General features: G+C 61.9%; 18 protein-coding genes. 17 read left to right on the top strand and 1 reads right to left on the bottom strand.

The annotated features are described in order from the left end of the window. The first annotated feature begins 46 nt into the window (after positions 1-46). The 4 genes from NK214_RS12005 (at position 47) to NK214_RS12020 (ending at position 1,212) form a co-directional block, all read left to right on the top strand. On the top strand, positions 47-307 hold the full coding sequence (locus NK214_RS12005) for a YdaS family helix-turn-helix protein (RefSeq protein WP_253314585.1): 261 nt from the start codon (positions 47-49) through the stop codon (positions 305-307). A gap of 325 nt (positions 308-632) precedes the next feature. After that, positions 633-827, top strand: a complete 195-nt coding sequence (locus tag NK214_RS12010) for a hypothetical protein (protein ID WP_253314586.1) — start codon at positions 633-635, stop codon at positions 825-827. Beyond that, positions 824-1,054 carry a hypothetical protein gene (locus NK214_RS12015; protein ID WP_253314587.1) on the top strand — a complete coding sequence of 77 codons (231 nt, stop codon included), beginning with the start codon at positions 824-826 and terminating at the stop codon, positions 1,052-1,054. Before NK214_RS12010 ends, NK214_RS12015 begins: the two co-directional genes overlap by 4 nt. Beyond that, complete coding sequence (locus NK214_RS12020; protein ID WP_253314588.1) at positions 1,051-1,212, top strand: hypothetical protein; 162 nt, start codon at positions 1,051-1,053, stop codon at positions 1,210-1,212. Before NK214_RS12015 ends, NK214_RS12020 begins: the two co-directional genes overlap by 4 nt. On the opposite strand, the gene NK214_RS12025 is transcribed toward NK214_RS12020, so the two are convergent. Continuing rightward, positions 1,193-1,444: a hypothetical protein gene (locus NK214_RS12025; RefSeq protein WP_166454054.1), complete on the bottom strand. Its 252-nt coding sequence runs from the start codon at positions 1,442-1,444 to the stop codon at positions 1,193-1,195. The two genes, NK214_RS12020 and NK214_RS12025, sit on opposite strands and share 20 nt — an antisense overlap. 55 nt (positions 1,445-1,499) lie before the next feature. Between NK214_RS12025 and NK214_RS12030 the strand changes: the two genes are divergently transcribed. From NK214_RS12030 to NK214_RS12090, 13 genes are all read left to right on the top strand, one after another. Then, positions 1,500-4,148: a DUF5906 domain-containing protein gene (locus NK214_RS12030; RefSeq protein ID WP_253314589.1), complete on the top strand. Its 2,649-nt coding sequence runs from the start codon at positions 1,500-1,502 to the stop codon at positions 4,146-4,148. A gap of 398 nt (positions 4,149-4,546) precedes the next feature. Further along, complete coding sequence (locus tag NK214_RS12035) at positions 4,547-5,071, top strand: hypothetical protein (RefSeq protein WP_253314590.1); 525 nt, start codon at positions 4,547-4,549, stop codon at positions 5,069-5,071. Positions 5,072-5,501: 430 nt separating this feature from the next. Next, the gene (locus NK214_RS12040) at positions 5,502-5,783 is read left to right on the top strand and encodes a hypothetical protein (protein ID WP_253314591.1); all 282 of its coding nucleotides are present in this window, start codon (positions 5,502-5,504) and stop codon (positions 5,781-5,783) included. A gap of 99 nt (positions 5,784-5,882) precedes the next feature. Further along, entirely contained in the window at positions 5,883-6,563 is a 681-nt protein-coding gene (locus NK214_RS12045) for a hypothetical protein (protein WP_253314592.1), read from the top strand. A gap of 99 nt (positions 6,564-6,662) precedes the next feature. Beyond that, positions 6,663-7,196 (top strand): terminase small subunit, encoded by a 534-nt coding sequence (locus NK214_RS12050; RefSeq protein WP_166453428.1) that lies wholly within the window; start codon positions 6,663-6,665, stop codon positions 7,194-7,196. Beyond that, positions 7,135-9,135, top strand: a complete 2,001-nt coding sequence (locus tag NK214_RS12055) for a phage terminase large subunit family protein (RefSeq protein ID WP_253314593.1) — start codon at positions 7,135-7,137, stop codon at positions 9,133-9,135. Before NK214_RS12050 ends, NK214_RS12055 begins: the two co-directional genes overlap by 62 nt. Positions 9,136-9,173: 38 nt before the next feature. Beyond that, on the top strand, positions 9,174-9,434 hold the full coding sequence (locus NK214_RS12060; RefSeq protein ID WP_253314594.1) for a gpW family protein: 261 nt from the start codon (positions 9,174-9,176) through the stop codon (positions 9,432-9,434). A gap of 14 nt (positions 9,435-9,448) precedes the next feature. Then, positions 9,449-11,107: a phage portal protein gene (locus tag NK214_RS12065; RefSeq protein WP_253314595.1), complete on the top strand. Its 1,659-nt coding sequence runs from the start codon at positions 9,449-9,451 to the stop codon at positions 11,105-11,107. Continuing rightward, on the top strand, positions 11,104-11,964 hold the full coding sequence (locus tag NK214_RS12070) for a S49 family peptidase (protein ID WP_253314596.1): 861 nt from the start codon (positions 11,104-11,106) through the stop codon (positions 11,962-11,964). Before NK214_RS12065 ends, NK214_RS12070 begins: the two co-directional genes overlap by 4 nt. A 32-nt stretch (positions 11,965-11,996) precedes the next feature. Continuing rightward, entirely contained in the window at positions 11,997-12,653 is a 657-nt protein-coding gene (locus NK214_RS12075; RefSeq protein ID WP_253314597.1) for a hypothetical protein, read from the top strand. A 28-nt stretch (positions 12,654-12,681) separates the two neighbouring features. Then, entirely contained in the window at positions 12,682-13,332 is a 651-nt protein-coding gene (locus tag NK214_RS12080) for a head decoration protein (RefSeq protein ID WP_253314598.1), read from the top strand. A gap of 67 nt (positions 13,333-13,399) precedes the next feature. Further along, entirely contained in the window at positions 13,400-14,437 is a 1,038-nt protein-coding gene (locus NK214_RS12085; RefSeq protein ID WP_253314599.1) for a major capsid protein, read from the top strand. 2 nt (positions 14,438-14,439) lie between these two features. After that, complete coding sequence (locus tag NK214_RS12090) at positions 14,440-14,769, top strand: hypothetical protein (RefSeq protein WP_253314600.1); 330 nt, start codon at positions 14,440-14,442, stop codon at positions 14,767-14,769. Position 14,770: the final 1 nt, after the last annotated feature.

The raw sequence follows: 14,770 nt of genomic DNA on the forward strand, positions 1-14,770 counted from the left end.
TGATTTTCGCGTTTACTGAATAACAAAACGTGATTATCATCGGCGCATGAATACAGATCTCATCAAGGACATCATCCAAGACGCCGGGGGCACCAAGGCGGTCGCGATCGACCGCGGCATCAATGAGTCTGCGGTCTACAACTGGATCGCTCGTGGCCAGATCCCTGCAGACCATTGCCCCAGCCTGGAGCGCCTTTCCGGTGGGAAGCGCCGCTGCGAACAAATGCGTTCTGATGTCGAGTGGTCTGTACTCCGCGGCTCGTCTGCCGCGCCGATTTCCTCCTCTGCTGCTTCTTCTAACCCTTGAGCGGCAGTTTGCCGGTGTAGCCGGCTTTTTTTATTCATGGCTTCAGCCAGTCGGCTGGGGCGGGCGGTAAGCCGCCGCGCGCCGGAAGGTGCGGAATGCACAGCGGGGTATGCAAATGCAACACGCGACTGGTGCTCTGGCTGGACTGGACTACGGCCCCGCCGCCATTTGGTTGATGGATGTGTGATGTTGACACCCCGCCCTTTCCATCTGCGAATGCTGAAAGTGCGAGCGTGGCAGATTCGAAAGTTGCCGCCTGATCAGCGGCAGCAAGCAGGTAAGAGCCTGCTGAGCGAGATCAAGAATTACCTGGACAAGTTGAGCGATGGCACAAACGTATCGCGATCCAACGTTTGATGAAGTGGCAGCCCGCGAAGCGCGTGAGCAAAAAGAAGCGGCACGCGATGCCGAGCGCGCCGCGTATGCGGCAGCTCGTCGCGCTGGACCAGCTTATAAGGCAATGCGCCGCCGGAAGATAGCGCGCCTGATGAGACAGGTGAAGCTGGGGCTGTTGAAGTGACCTGGCGCACGGTGGGCCTGGCTTGTCAGGTGTTTGACGGGCCGGCCAGCTATGTGAATGCGTGGGACATCGGTTTTCAGAAGGAGCTGCGCCGGATAGCCGGCATTCGTAGCCTCACTGAACGCCGCAGGGCATTGAAAGATATCGAGGCGCAGAGCGGCGCGCCGGCGCGAAAACGGATGGAAGCAGCGCTGGCAAGGCTTTGGGCCGCAAGGGATACCCAATGAAAAGCAAATTGGCAGAGCTGCTGGTGACCCAGTATGGCAAACCGGCCGAGAAGCAGCGCAAGACGGTGGTGAGCGAAGAAACGCTGGCGCGGCCGTTTGGGTCGCACAAGGATGCGTTCTACGGTCTGCTGGTGCCGGTTACAAATCCTCGTCGCTGAGCAGCATGCTGAGTGTGGTGGTGCACCAGTGGTCGAGGTAAGACAGTGTTTCGTCCGACAGGTTGGATTCCGCATTCATCGTGGCGAGCATCCTGGCCGACTCTTCGCGGAAATGATTGGCGATTTCAGCGCGGCGGCCACTGGTGGCAACGACCGATAGCAGCAGTGTCTGCACACCCATTAGGTTGCCGGTGAGCTGGTTGAGACGAGATTCGATTTCTTTGTTGTCCACGGTATTGCTCCAAGTGATACCGGCAGTTTAAAGCAGAAACAATTCGGAGGCGAAAATGGGGGCGTTACTAGACAGCGTGCTGGATCAGTTTCGCGAGCGGGGAATGCCTGACATTGGCATTACAGATCTGCGGGCTGACGATAAAAAGCACGTCTATGGCCCGAAGAAAAAGGCTTGGTATCGTCTGAACGAATACCACTCGCCCAAGACCGGTAAGGTCTGGTTGAGTGGGGTATTCGGTCACAAGGATGAGTGGTGGAAGATCGAACACCAGGCTGATGGCGAGGTCATGACGCCCGAAGAACGGGAAGCCGCTCAGCGTGAATTCGAGCGTAAGGAGCGGGAATACCAGGCGCGGCAGCGGCGAGTGTACGAGCTGGCGTCCAACCGGGCGCGTGCACAGTGGGAGCGATCGGTAAAGGACGGCGAATCCGCCTACTGTGTGCGTAAGCAGATAGCGCGGGCCGAGAGTGCGCGCTATATGACCGATCATGGCTGGGAAAACTGGCTGATCATTCCGTTGATCCGCTACGACCAATCGCGGCTGGTCGGGGTGCAGAAGATCGCGCCGGAAAAGCCGGCGGATGGCGTCGACAAGCGCTTCACCAAGGGCTTCGAAAAGAACGGCGCCGCGTGCCGCTTGGGCGATGAGCCGATTGATGGCGATTTGCTCCTGGTTGCCGAGGGTTACGCCACGGCCACCAGCGGGCGGGAGGCGGTTGAATATGATTACCCGGTATTCATGGCCCTCGATAGCGGCAATCTGCCACACGTGGCGCGCATCCTGCGGGCGAAGTATCCGAATAGCCCTCTGTTGTTCCTGGCTGATGACGACTACTTGCCGAAGAAATCAGGCGAACCAAACCACGCTGGCGAGAAGAAAGCGCAGCAGGCCGTGCTGGAAGTCGGCAACGCCGCGTTTGTGCTACCACGTTTCTCGGTGGCTCGACGGGCGAGCGATGACGATGAATCATTGCCGAAGTTGACCGACTTCAACGACTTGCACGACGCCGAAGGAATTGAGGTGGCGCGCGCACAGATCCGCGCTGCAATCAACGCGCAGCTCTCCCCGCCCCCACTTGAGGAGGTGCCGAACGGCGATTCGGCGGCGACTGTCGTCGACAACCCAGAGGGGGGTGAGGGGCCGCCGCAGGCTGATATTGAAGCCGAGCTCTATAAGCACTTCGCCCTGGTTGAGGGCAAAACGCGGGCGATCGACAAACGAAGCGGGGTGGAATACAGCAAGGCCGCGCTCAAAGACCGCTACGGCAAGGATGCCGTGGAGGCTTGGCTGGCTCGTGACAATAAGCTGCTGATGACGCAGGCCGAAGTATCGGCCATGAAGCGGATGCGCGAGCAGAAGGAGCGGCGCACGGATATCGAGCTGATTGAGAACCTGAAGCGATATATCTACCTCGATGGATCGAGCAACATCTGGGATGAGCAACTGCGCAGGGTAATCGATCAGGCGTCGGCCAAGCTGGCGATGGGGAGCTATTTCAAGGTGTGGCTGGATGACCCGAACCGGAGAAAGCTGCCGTTTGATGCCATCCGCTTCGAGCCCGGCCGCGATCTCGGGCCGGACTACATCAACTTGTATCGTGGCCTTCCGCTCGTTCCGGCGCGGCCGGCTGGAGAATTGCCGCGGGATTTGTGGGCGCTGGTGCCGCGGTTCCCCGCTTGCGAAAACATCATTGTGCTGCTGCATCACCTGTGCAACTGGCGCTCCGAAGTGGTCGAGTGGATGATCAACTGGATCGCCTATCCCCTACAGAATATCGGCGCCAAGATGGACTCGGCGATTCTGATGCATGGCGATATCCATGGCTCTGGCAAGTCCATGTTCTGGGAGCTCTGCGTCAAGCCGTTGTACGGCGAGTACGGCACCACGCTGGGACAGCACCAGCTTGAGAGCCAGTACACCTCCAGCCGCAGCCGCCGGCTGTTCATTCTGTTCGAGGAGGTGTTTGCCTCGAACCAGAAGTACAGTCACACGGGGGTGCTCAAGCACATGATCACCGGCAAGACCCAGACGATCGAGAAAAAGTTCGTCGATTCCTGGGAGGAAGAAAACCACCTCAATGCGGTATTCCTATCCAACGCCATCCAGCCGTTCCATGTGGAAGCGCACGACCGGCGCTATATGGTGCTGTGGCCGGGCGAGAAGTTGCCGGACGAATTGAAAACAGCGGTGAGCTATGAGCTGGGCAATGGCGGCCTCGAGGCGTTCTATGGCTTCCTGATGTCGGTGCCGCTGACGCTGGCGGCCGGGCGCGAGCCGGACGGTATTGAGAAGTTCGATCCGCACACGCAGCCGATGATGACGCCGGAGAAGTCCCGCTTGATCCGCTATGGGCTGTCGGGCTGGGAGCTGTTCTATAGTGAGTGGCTGCGTGGCGATCTTCCCGTACCCTTCTTGAGTTGTATGGCCGACGACCTGGTGGCGGTTTATCACGTCTGGTGCGCCAGATCCGGTGAGAAAGAAATGTCGCGCAACAAGTTCGTCAACGCCATGGCCACCAAAGTGCCGAAGGCGCGGCGGCGCTGGCGGTGGAAGGGCATGGCCGACTCTAGGCAGGACCAGATATTCAAGGTTGGGCGAGAGGGCATGGGGCTTGCCGAGATGGATTATCTGGGCGACCATATATCCCAGTTCCGCCATGCCATGCGCGATGCCGAAATCAGCCTGCCCGACGACCTCTAAATGTGCAGGGTGTGCAAGTAGTGTTCAGGTTTCTGTGCAGGTTGCAAACTCAATAGCGACGCGGGTTTGTGCAGGATGTGCAGCTAAAACGGTCATGCGCGCAGGCGCGTGGCCTTTTTTATTTTTCCCTTTCCCCATTTAAATGTTTTTGGCGGTGAAAATAATATCTCGCGTGCGCGTAAAAACAGCCTGCACAGGCTGCACAACCTGCACAAAGCCCCGTTGTTATTGGCTTTGCGGATTGGCGGTATTTGCACATGTCCATGCACAAGGGGTGCACGGGTATTTTTGCAACCCTGCTGGCATTGAACTTGGCCTGTAGTAAAATACTGATTAATAAAAGAAAGCCTGGCTTGACTGGGCTAAGGAGTCTCCAGGGGTCTTCACGGAGGCGAACTGTGAACCGTAACCAAAATATCGACGTTGTATCTATCGTCCGGAAGGCGATTGAAGTTTTATCCGCAGCAGGTGGCGCCAAGGCCATCGATTACGGGCGTGGTCCTGGTGGCCGGGAGTTTGTCGGCGCGCTGGTGATGGATGTGGAGGCGGCTTCGGCAATCAACGAGGCCATGATTCTGCTGCCGCCCGAGCACAACCTGGCGCTGATGTGGAAGGTGCTCAACAATGACCCGCGTGACGGCTGGGCGGTTTGCCAGGATCTGGCATGCTTTGCCTCTCATCACCTCGGGCCATCCGGTGATAAGTTCGGGCGGGAAGGTCTGCTGTACTGGGTTCGCCATTGGGCGCGCCGCGACGGAAGCTGCCGCGAGGCCGCCTGGCGATTTGGCTCCTCCTATGACACCCATAACCGTTACTACCGCGAGGTTGTCCAGCCGTTGCTCAACGGTTGGTTCGTTGCCGCCAGGGGCGCTCTTGAGCCTGTCATCGAAAATTATTACCTATCCGTTCGGGATGCTGCTTGACAGGGTAAAAATCTGACAATAATATGCAATCTGCAGCGACCCAAATTGCGTCTAAAGCCCGGAGAACCCCTCCGGGCTTTTTGCATTTCGGGCGCCAGAAGGGCGGCGACCACGGCCAGCAACCGAGCAAAGGAAGCGGATGGGTGGAGTTGGCGAAAGGCGAGTTACCCAGCCAAGGATGGCGCACCAAGCGCATGGGGTACTGACCGGATGGCGACCGGATAACGCATCAGCAGCCTTACTTACGACGACATCTCAACGCAATCAGCCGGACGAGTCATGCCAAACCGGCCCCGGACGCTGTAACCGGGATCGAGTACCTCTAGATCGCCTCCGCTTGGGCTTCTTGCCTGGGCGCGCCGCCCTTCGGGGTGGCACCCTTCCAGCCCCGCGCATCGTCGCGGGGCTTCTGCTTTCCAAGGAGCATCACATGTCGAAGCCGTCTCAGCCGTTTGCCCGCGCGCTCGCGTTCAGCCAGGCGCTGACCGCCATCATCAACCTGCCGCTGGCGCTGCGGATTGCCAAGCTCGCCGAGCTGGGCAGCTACCAGTCGCAGGGCAAGGGTAAGGGGCGCTTCACGGGCAAGTTCAGTGCCAAGCGCATGCGCAACTCCAACAAGGCGTTTGAGCATGCCAGCGGCTGCGGCCCGCGTGAGGTCGCCCGGCGCCGTCGCCAGATCGAGCGCGGCATGCTCCAAGTCTCTCCTGTTTAAGCCCTGCCAGATCGCAGGGCTTTTTGTTTCTGCGCGCGGTTGGCATAGGAGCCATAGAACCTACGGGTAATCCGCGTGCCCCCCATTCGAAAGTCCGCCATGGCTGCCAGCATTTCGGTATTGACCAATGCCCGGGAGCTTCAGCGCAAACTGGGAGCCGTTGCGCGCAAGCAGCTGCCATTTGCCACGGCCCAAGCACTCACCGCGGTGGCGGGGCTCGTCCAAGATGGCGAGACCAAGCTACTTGTGGAAAGGCTCAAGAACCCGTCGCCCTTCACTCGAAAATCGGTGGGGATGCGCGGAGCGCGCAAGAGCAACCTGGAGGCGATGGTCTTTATCAAGGACCGAGCTGCCCGCTACCTGGAGCCGTTCGAGGATGGCGGTGTGCACCGGCTGGCCGGTCGTGCGCTGCTCAACCCGAAGGACATCAAGCTGAACGCCTACGGGCAGCTGTCGCGCGGCACGCTGGCCAAGCTCAAGGCCCGGCCCGATATCTTCATCGGTCCGGTGAAGACCAAGAAGGGTGTGGTCAACGGCGTGTGGCAGCGGCCTACCGATACCCGCCGCGTCACGCTGCTGAACTCCAAGGGGAAGCGGCTGGGCCGGCTCAACAAGGCCGCCGAACAGCGTGGCCATCTGAAACTGCTGATCCGCTTCGGCGATGCGTTGCCGGTCAAGACCCACCTGGGCTACCGCGAACGGGCGCAGCAGATCGTCGGGCGCAACTTCAATCCCGAGTTCGATAAGGCGCTGGCCAAGGCCTTGGCCACAGCCAGATGACCTAGGCGATTGCCATGGGTCCTTCCTGGAGGGTCAAGTCCCGAGGGCATTGCGCGCCGCGTTTCCTTTCTAGTCACGAGGTTTTCCATAGGGGGTTATATGGTGCACGGCCTTGCCAGACCTGGCACTCAAGCCGAGTTCGGCCATCTGGTCGGCATCAGCCAGCCCGCCGTCAGCGACTTGGTCGCGCGCGGCGTGCTGCCCCCCGGCGCCAATCTGATCGACTGGCTGCAGGCGTACTGCGCGAACCTGCGCGAGCAAGCAGCGGGCCGGGCGGCCGAGGGCAATGGCCCGAGCCTGGTCCAGGAGCGTGCCCGGCTGGCCAAAGAACAGGCTGACTTGGTGGCGATGAAGAACGCCCGCGAGCGCCGCGAGCTGGCACCGGTCTGGATGCTCGAGGTGGTGCTGGCCGGAGTATCGCGCCAGATCGCCGGCATCCTTGAGGCGATCCCCATCAACTTGAAGCGGAACTCCGGTTCGATCACCACCAAGGACCTGGAGTACATCACCCGCGAAATCACGACTGCCCGAAATCTGGCCGCGTCGGTAGAGTTTGACTGGAGCGAACTGGATGGACAGGAGCGAGATCCAGAAGGCCATTCAGCGGGGCCTGACCCCGATGGGGGCACCTGATCCGCTGACGCTGTCCGAGTGGGCCGCCGAGCATTTCTACTTATCGGCCGAGTCCTCATACGTCGAGCAGAAATGGGAAGCCTACCCGCCCCAGGTGGCGGTGATGAACGCCATCAGCAACGACGACATCCGAGAGGTGGACTGGATCAAGTCCGCCCGGGTGGGGTACACCAAGATCATCCTGGCGGCCATGCTCTACATGGCCGAGCACAAGCGGCGCAACCAGGCCATATGGCAGCCGACCGACGACGACTCCGACGACTTCGTGAAAACCGAGCTGGAGCCGGCGTTGCGCGACGTGACCGCCATGCGCAAGGTGTTTCCGCAGTATCTGGCCCGGCACAAGAGCAACACGCTCAAGCAAAAGAAGTTCGTCGACTCGATCCTGTTCACCAAGGGCGGCAAGGCCGCCAAGAACTTCCGGCGGATCTCGATCGACACCGGCTTCCTCGATGAGGCCGATGCCTTCGACCGCGACGTAGAGAAAGAGGGCGACCCGTTCACCCTCGCCAAGAAGCGGACCGAAGGCGCCACCTTCCCCAAGATGGTGGTGGGCAGCACTCCCAAGCTCAAAGGCTTCTCGCTGATCGAAGACCGGGCGGCGCTGGCCGACGTCCTGCTGCGCTTCCACATCCGCTGCCCGCATTGCGGGGAGTGGATCACGCTGCAGTGGGGCGGCAAGGACAAGCCGTTCGGCTTCAAGTGGGTCAACGGCGACGCAGAGACGGTCGCCCACCTCTGCGGCGAATGCAGCGCTCTGTTCACCCAGGCCGATTATCTGACGGTCTGGGGCTCCGGGCGCTGGATCAGCGATTCCGGTATCTGGACCGCTGATGGCATCCGCTTCTACAACGCGGCGGATGAGGAGGTGCCGGTACCGGTTCACGTCGCATTCCATATTTGGACCGCCTACAGCCCGCAAGCCACATGGGCCGACATCGTGCGCGAGTTCCTGGCCGCTGCCGAAAAGGCTAAGGCCGGCGACATGTCGAAAATGAAAACCTTCGTCAACACCACGCGTGGCGAGGTGTGGGAAGAGGATGTCGAGAAAACCGACTCTGACGCCCTGGCGGAACGGGCCGAGTCCTTCCCGCTGCGCGTGGTGCCGATGGGCGGCCTGGTGCTGGTGGCCGGCGTCGACGTGCAGGCCGACCGCTTCGAAGTGGTGGTGTGGGCGCTCGGTCGCGGCGAGGAGTCCTGGACGGTCGATTATGTCCAGCTGCACGCCAACCCCGCCGACGAAACTGAGTGGGACAAGCTCGACGCCTACCTGCAGACGGCCTTTCCGCACACCGCCGGCAGCATGCTGACCATCGAGGCTGCCGCGGTGGATACCGGCGGTCACTACACCCACCAGGCTTACAACTTCTGCCGCCAGCGCGCGCGCCGCAAGATTTTCGCGGTCAAGGGCGATAGCCAGCAGGGCAAACCGATCAAGGGCCGCAGCTCGTCGCAAGACGTGAACTGGCGCGGCAAGGTGATCAAGCGCGGCGTCAAGTTGTGGCTGGTCGGTACTGACACTGCCAAGGACTTGCTGCACGGGCGTCTGCAGATCGTCGGCGCCGGCCCTGGCGCAGTGCATTTCAGCAAAGAACTGCCGGAGACGTTCTACAAGCAGATCACGTCGGAATACCGGGTGCTGGCGAAAACCCAATCGGGCGATCAATACCGCTGGGTGAAGCCGTCCGGCAAGCGCAACGAGGTGCTGGATTGCACGGTGTATTCGATGTTCTGCGCCCAGCAACTGGACCTGCACCGCTTTACCGACAAGATGTGGGAGAAGCTCGAAGCCGCAGTGCAGCCGCCGAACCACGATCTGTTTGCCGCGGCACCGGCACCGGCGCCGCTTCCTGAAAAGCCGCCGGAACGACCGGTGGACGCGCCGGCGCCCCGCCCTGATCCCGCTCCGCGCCGATCCCGGATTTCCCGGTTTGCGTAGCCAGCCCGCTTCGGCGGGCTTTTTCTTTGGAGACAGTCTTGTTCAACCCGAACACGAGCCTATTGGCCGGCCTGTCGACGGCGGCCCTGCAGCAGGCGCTGCAGGACGCCCAGCAAGCCTATATCGATCTGTCTACCGGCGCCAAAGGCGAGTCCTTCTCCTACACGCAGGGGGATGGGGCTAAGTCGGTGACTTACACCCGCGCCAATATCGGCCAGCTGCAAATGCTGATCAGGCAGCTTCAGCAGCAGCTCGGCATCATCCCGCGCGCCCGGCGCGCTATCCGTCCCATCTTTTAAGAATGGTCGCTCCCATGATCCTCGACTCTACAGGTAATCCGATTGCGCCCGCCGCGCCGACGGGAGCGGCGTATGGCCGGGCTCGGGCCGATTTAGGCCCCGGTGCCGCCCTGGCACCGTATTCCAGCGTGTTCCCTTACGAGGCATCAAGCTGGCAGACGCAGGAAATGGGCGACTGGCTGCCGTGGATTCGCTCTCCCGATGCTGAGATCAACCAGTTCCGTGACCGCATGGTCGCCCGGAGCCGGGATCTTGCTCGAAACGATGGCTGGGCCGCCGGCGGCATCACCCGGATACTCGACAACACGGTGGGCGCCTCCATGCGCCTGGCGGCCAACCCCGACTACCGGTCCTTGGCCGCTTTGACCGGCAACAGCAAGTTCGATGCGGTCTGGGCCGAGGAATTCCGGCGCGCGGCCGAAGGGCTGTGGCGTGGGTATGCCGATGATATCGGCCGCTATAACGATGTGTCGCGCCAGTTGACTGTGTCGCAGCAGTTGCGCCTGGCGCTGCGGCACAAGTTGATCGACGGTGATTCGTTGGTGGTCGCCTACTGGCTGCCCGAACGGATCGGGCGCGGTGGTGCGCGCTATGCGACCTCGTTCATGGTGGTCGATCCTGACCGCCTGTCCAATCCGTACCAGATGGTGGACACCAAATACCTGCGCGGTGGCGTCGAGATCGACGACTATGGCGTGCCGGTGGCCTACCACATCCGCAAGGCCCACCAGAACGACTGGTATAACTCGGTCGAAAGCATGCAGTGGGAGCGCGTCGAGCGCGAGGACGAGGACGGCTGGCTGCGCGTTATCCACGATTTCGAGCGTGACCGTGCCGGCCAGAATCGCGGCATTGGCGTGTTCATTCCGGTGCTGGCGCGCTTCAAGATGCTGGCGCGGTACTACGGGGTGGAGCTGCAAGCCGCCACGATCGCCGCGACGTTTGGCACCTACGTCACCAGCCCGTATGACCCTGAGCAGGTCGACGACGCGCTCAGCGATGGCGAGTTATCGAACTACCAGCAGTTGCGCTCCGACTGGGCGAGTGAGCGCCCGGCGATGCTTAACGGAGCGCGCATCCCGACGCTTGCACCTGGTGAGACGATCACCTCGGTGGGCGCCGCGCATCCGCACAACGGCTTCGGAGAGTTTGCGCACGAAATGCTGCGCACCTTCGCGGCAGCATCCGGCGTGTCAGCAGAGCAGATAACTCAGGATTGGTCGAAGACCAATTACTCGAGCGCGCGCGCCGCCTTGCTGGAGAGCTGGAAGACGCTGACCCGGCGCAATACGGAGTTCAAGATCGGCACGGCCACCCCGATGTATGCGTGCTGGCTGCATGAGGCGATGGACCGGCGCGATCTCCCTTTGCCGCGCAATGCGCCTGACTTCCTCGATGCGCGCACCCAATATTCGCGCTGCGACTGGCTGGGGGTGGCCCGTGGTTGGGTCGATCCGGTCAAGGAAAAGCAAGGCGCCATCTTGGGCATGGATGGTTGTCTTTCCACCCTCAAGCGCGAGTGTGCCGAGCAGAGCCTCGATTACGAAGAGGTTATCCAGCAGCGTGGCGCCGAGAAAAGGCTGTTTGAAGAAGCCGGATTGCCTCCGCCCAAGTGGTTCGGTGATGGTGCCGCCGATGCCGCTCAACCCCCAGATGAGCCTCAACCGCAATGATCAATTATCCCCATCTTGCCCAGCGTCTGTTCAACGTGCCGATCGCGATCACCCCGCAAAAGGCGGAAGTGGTAATGGCGGCACTGGCCGATCGTTTCGGCATTGCCAGGCTGTTCCGTGCCAACGGCGATGCCGTCGCACTCGATGGCTTTGGCTACGACAGCGAGCCCGCTCAAGATCGCGCCTATGAGGTGGTCGCCGGCGTGGCCATCATCCCGGTGACGGGCACGCTGGTGCAGAAGCTCGGCACCATGCGTCCGTACTCGGGCATGACCGGCTATGACGGCATCCGAGCCAACCTCAGCATGGCGCTGGAAGACAAGGATGTCCGCGCCATTGTGCTCGACATCGACAGCCCCGGCGGCGAGGTGGCCGGGTGCTTCGATCTGGCCGATGCGATCTACCGCGCGCGCGGCGCCAAGCCCATCTGGGCAATCCTGACCGAGTCGGCTTTTTCGGCGGCTTATGCCCTGGCCAGCGCATGCGACCGCATCATCGTGCCGCGCACGGGCGGCACTGGCAGTGTCGGCGTGATCTGTATGCACGTCGACATGTCGAAGGCGCTCGGTGCCGCCGGCATCACGGTGACACTGATCCACTACGGCACTCGCAAGGCCGATGGCAGTGACATGCAGCCGCTTTCTAAAGAAGCGCTGGCACGCTTCCAGGCGGATGTCGACGCCATGGGCGAACTGTTCGTCAAAACGGTCGCCCGCAACCGCAAGCTGTCTGCTGCCGTCGTGCGCGGTACGCAGGCCACCACCTTCCTTGGCGCCGAGGGCGTCGAGATTGGCTTCGCCGATGCAGTAATGGCACCGGATGAAGCGTTCCGCTCCCTGCTCGCCGAGCTGGGTTGAAGTGCTCCTGTAACTCCTACCAAGAGGTTTCTATGACTAAGCTTTCCCGCGTGGCGAGCGCGCTCTCGTTCGCCCATCTCGCTGGCATCGGTTCGTTCAAGGGCAAGCGCGCCCGCGCCGACGATGACCAGGATGACCGCCGCCCGGACGAAGAGGCGGACGATGACCTGGACGAGCGCGATCAGGACCGCGAAGACGGCGATAGCCGCAAGAGCAAGAAAGGCCGCCGTGCCGACGACGCCCGCGACGACGAAGAGGCGGACGACGAGCAGCTCGACGATGGCGAAGACGACGACAACAAAGGCAAAGGTGCCAAGCGCGCCCGTGCCGACGATGACGACGAAGCCGCCGAGGACGACGAGCGCGACGACGACGAGGACGAGCTGCGCGGCAAGAGTGCTGCGGCCTCGGCCCGTCGTCGTGAGCGTGCCCGCTGCGCCGCCATCATGGGGTCCAAGTACGCAGCCGGCAACCCGGTGCTGGCCGCCAATCTCGCGTTCAACACCTCGATGACGCGCAAGCAAGCCGTCGCCGTGCTGCGCGACACTCCGGCGGCCTCCAGCCCCGGCCAAGGTCGCTCTGCTCGTAATCCGGCCCTCGGTGCCGGCGGCGAGCGCTCGGGCAATTCCAGGGCGGCTGCGGCATCCAGTTGGGACACCTCGATGCAGCGCGCGCGCCCCGGCAAGTAACCCCTTTCACCATTAAGGACCCAACAGCATGACTTATGTTGCGCAAACCCCGCTGCAGGAGCAATGGCACGCTGGCGGCTTTCTCGTTTCCGAAGCCCATGGCCGCCGCTCGCGAGACCGCGGCACCTTTGCCAGCGGCACCAAGGCACTGCCCGGCGCTGTTCTTGGCAAGCAAACGGTCGGCTCTACCGCTGCAGCTGCCGCACTCGGCACCAATACCGGCAACGGCACCTTCGGTGCGATTACCCTCTCGGCCGGCGCCATTGCCGGTGCGTATGCGGTCGAGTTTGACGACGCCACCCATTTTGTCGTTTCGGACCCGACCGGCAAACAAGTGGGTCACGGCACGGTCGGCGCGGCCTTTGCCGCCGGCGGCATCGGTTTCACCATTACCGCTGGCGGCACTGCTTTCGTCGCTGCGGACAGCTTCACGGTGACCGTGGCGGCCGGGGCCGGCAAGTGGGTGCTCTGCATGGCAACCGCGACCGATGGTTCTCAGATCGCTGCGGGCATCAGCTTTGGCTATGTCGATGCGACGCTGCTCGACACGCCGGGCACGGTTGTCACTCGCTCTTGCGAAGTCAACGCCTCCGAACTGGTCTGGGATGCCTCGATGAGCCAGGGCAACATCACCGCTGCCCTCGCGCAGCTCACGGCTCTCGGCATCATCGCCCGCTAAGCCCCTCCCTCCCTTTCGAATCCCATAAGCCGCCTTCGGGCGGCTTTTCTATTGTTGGAGCACATAGATGGCCAGTTTGGACATTTTCCACCAGGATGCCTTTTCGACGATTCAACTGACCACCGCAGTTGAACGTCACCCGTTCTTGCCCTCCGGTCTGGGCGAGTTGAACATTTTCGAGCCGGACCCGATCCGCACCACCGCGCTGGCAGTGGAAGAGCGCCAGGGCAAGCTGACGGTGATTCCGTTCTCGGAGCGTGGTCAGTCCGGCACCCAGCGCCAAACCGAGAAGCGTAAGGCGCGCTACTTCGAGGTGCCGCGGCTGCGTCATGAGGACACCATTTACGCGAACGAGCTGCAAAACATCCGCGCGTTCGGTACCGAGTCCGAGCTGATGCAGGTGCAGGACGAAGTTGCCCGCCGCCTGAATGGCCCGACTGGCTTGACCAGCAACATCGAATACACCTGGGAATACCACCGTCTCGCCGCCGTTCAGGGCCTCTGCCTGGATGCCGATGGCTCGGTGCGCTACGACTGGTTCCAGGAGTTCGGTATCACGCCGGCGCAGGAGGTCGCTTTCAACCTTCCGGCTGCTGCACAGAATACGCTGCGCCCGCTCATCAACGGCATTGTCCGTAACATGGCGCGCAAGGCCCAGGGCGCGTTTACCCAAGCCACCAAGGTAGTGGCGTTGTGCGGCGACGCGTTCTTCGACGAGTTCGTCAACCACCCGGACGTGATCCGCACTTTCCTGAACTGGAGCGCTGCCGCCGAGCTGCGCGACGGTAGCCAAGGCGCGGCCTTTAGCGCGTTCCCGTTTGCCGGGGTGCTGTGGGTGAACTACCGCGGTTCGGACGATAACACCACGCTCAAGATCCCGGACGACAAGGTGAAATTCTTCCCGGTCAATGCCCCCGGCATCTTCAAGGTGGCCTATGCCCCGGGCGAATCGTTCGAATGGGTGAACACCCCGGGCAAGCCGATCTATGTGGTGCCGATCTTTGACCGCGACCGCAACGAGTGGTGGAAGATGGAAGTGTCCAGCTATCCGCTGCACATCTGCACCCGTCCGGAGGTGTTGCAGACCGGTCGAGCCGGTTCCTAATCGTGGCCATCGACTGGGAAAAGATGGTCATCGGCCCAGCGATGAAAGTGTTTGGCGAGCCGGTAGCGTATGTACCCGCTATCGGCCAGCCGTTCACGATCTACGGGGTGTTCGATGAGGCTTACCACTCCGTCGATGGTTTGGGCGATACCGTGCATACCTCTACCACAATGCCGGTGCTTGGCGTGCGCGCTGCCGACTTCCCGCAGCCGCCGCAGCAGATCGATCAGCTGACCATCCAGCGCACCGGCATCACCTATGCTGTGGCGGATGTCCATCCGGATGGCCACGGGCACATCAAGCTGCTGCTCAACTACGTCTCCGGAGGCTGAC

Origin of the sequence: Chromobacterium sp. S0633, assembly GCF_024158805.1 — a bacterium.
Lineage (GTDB): Bacteria > Pseudomonadota > Gammaproteobacteria > Burkholderiales > Chromobacteriaceae > Chromobacterium.

Bases quoted from the DNA above. Each gene is read 5' to 3' on its own strand.
- NK214_RS12005 (WP_253314585.1), top strand. From the start codon at position 47: ATGAATACAGATCTCATCAAGGACATCATCCAAGACGCCGGGGGCACC.
- NK214_RS12010 (WP_253314586.1), top strand. From the start codon at position 633: ATGGCACAAACGTATCGCGATCCAACGTTTGATGAAGTGGCAGCCCGC.
- NK214_RS12020 (WP_253314588.1), top strand. From the start codon at position 1,051: ATGAAAAGCAAATTGGCAGAGCTGCTGGTGACCCAGTATGGCAAACCG.
- NK214_RS12030 (WP_253314589.1), top strand. From the start codon at position 1,500: ATGGGGGCGTTACTAGACAGCGTGCTGGATCAGTTTCGCGAGCGGGGA.
- NK214_RS12040 (WP_253314591.1), top strand. From the start codon at position 5,502: ATGTCGAAGCCGTCTCAGCCGTTTGCCCGCGCGCTCGCGTTCAGCCAG.
- NK214_RS12045 (WP_253314592.1), top strand. From the start codon at position 5,883: ATGGCTGCCAGCATTTCGGTATTGACCAATGCCCGGGAGCTTCAGCGC.
- NK214_RS12050 (WP_166453428.1), top strand. From the start codon at position 6,663: ATGGTGCACGGCCTTGCCAGACCTGGCACTCAAGCCGAGTTCGGCCAT.
- NK214_RS12055 (WP_253314593.1), top strand. From the start codon at position 7,135: ATGGACAGGAGCGAGATCCAGAAGGCCATTCAGCGGGGCCTGACCCCG.
- NK214_RS12065 (WP_253314595.1), top strand. From the start codon at position 9,449: ATGATCCTCGACTCTACAGGTAATCCGATTGCGCCCGCCGCGCCGACG.
- NK214_RS12070 (WP_253314596.1), top strand. From the start codon at position 11,104: ATGATCAATTATCCCCATCTTGCCCAGCGTCTGTTCAACGTGCCGATC.
- NK214_RS12075 (WP_253314597.1), top strand. From the start codon at position 11,997: ATGACTAAGCTTTCCCGCGTGGCGAGCGCGCTCTCGTTCGCCCATCTC.
- NK214_RS12080 (WP_253314598.1), top strand. From the start codon at position 12,682: ATGACTTATGTTGCGCAAACCCCGCTGCAGGAGCAATGGCACGCTGGC.
- NK214_RS12085 (WP_253314599.1), top strand. From the start codon at position 13,400: ATGGCCAGTTTGGACATTTTCCACCAGGATGCCTTTTCGACGATTCAA.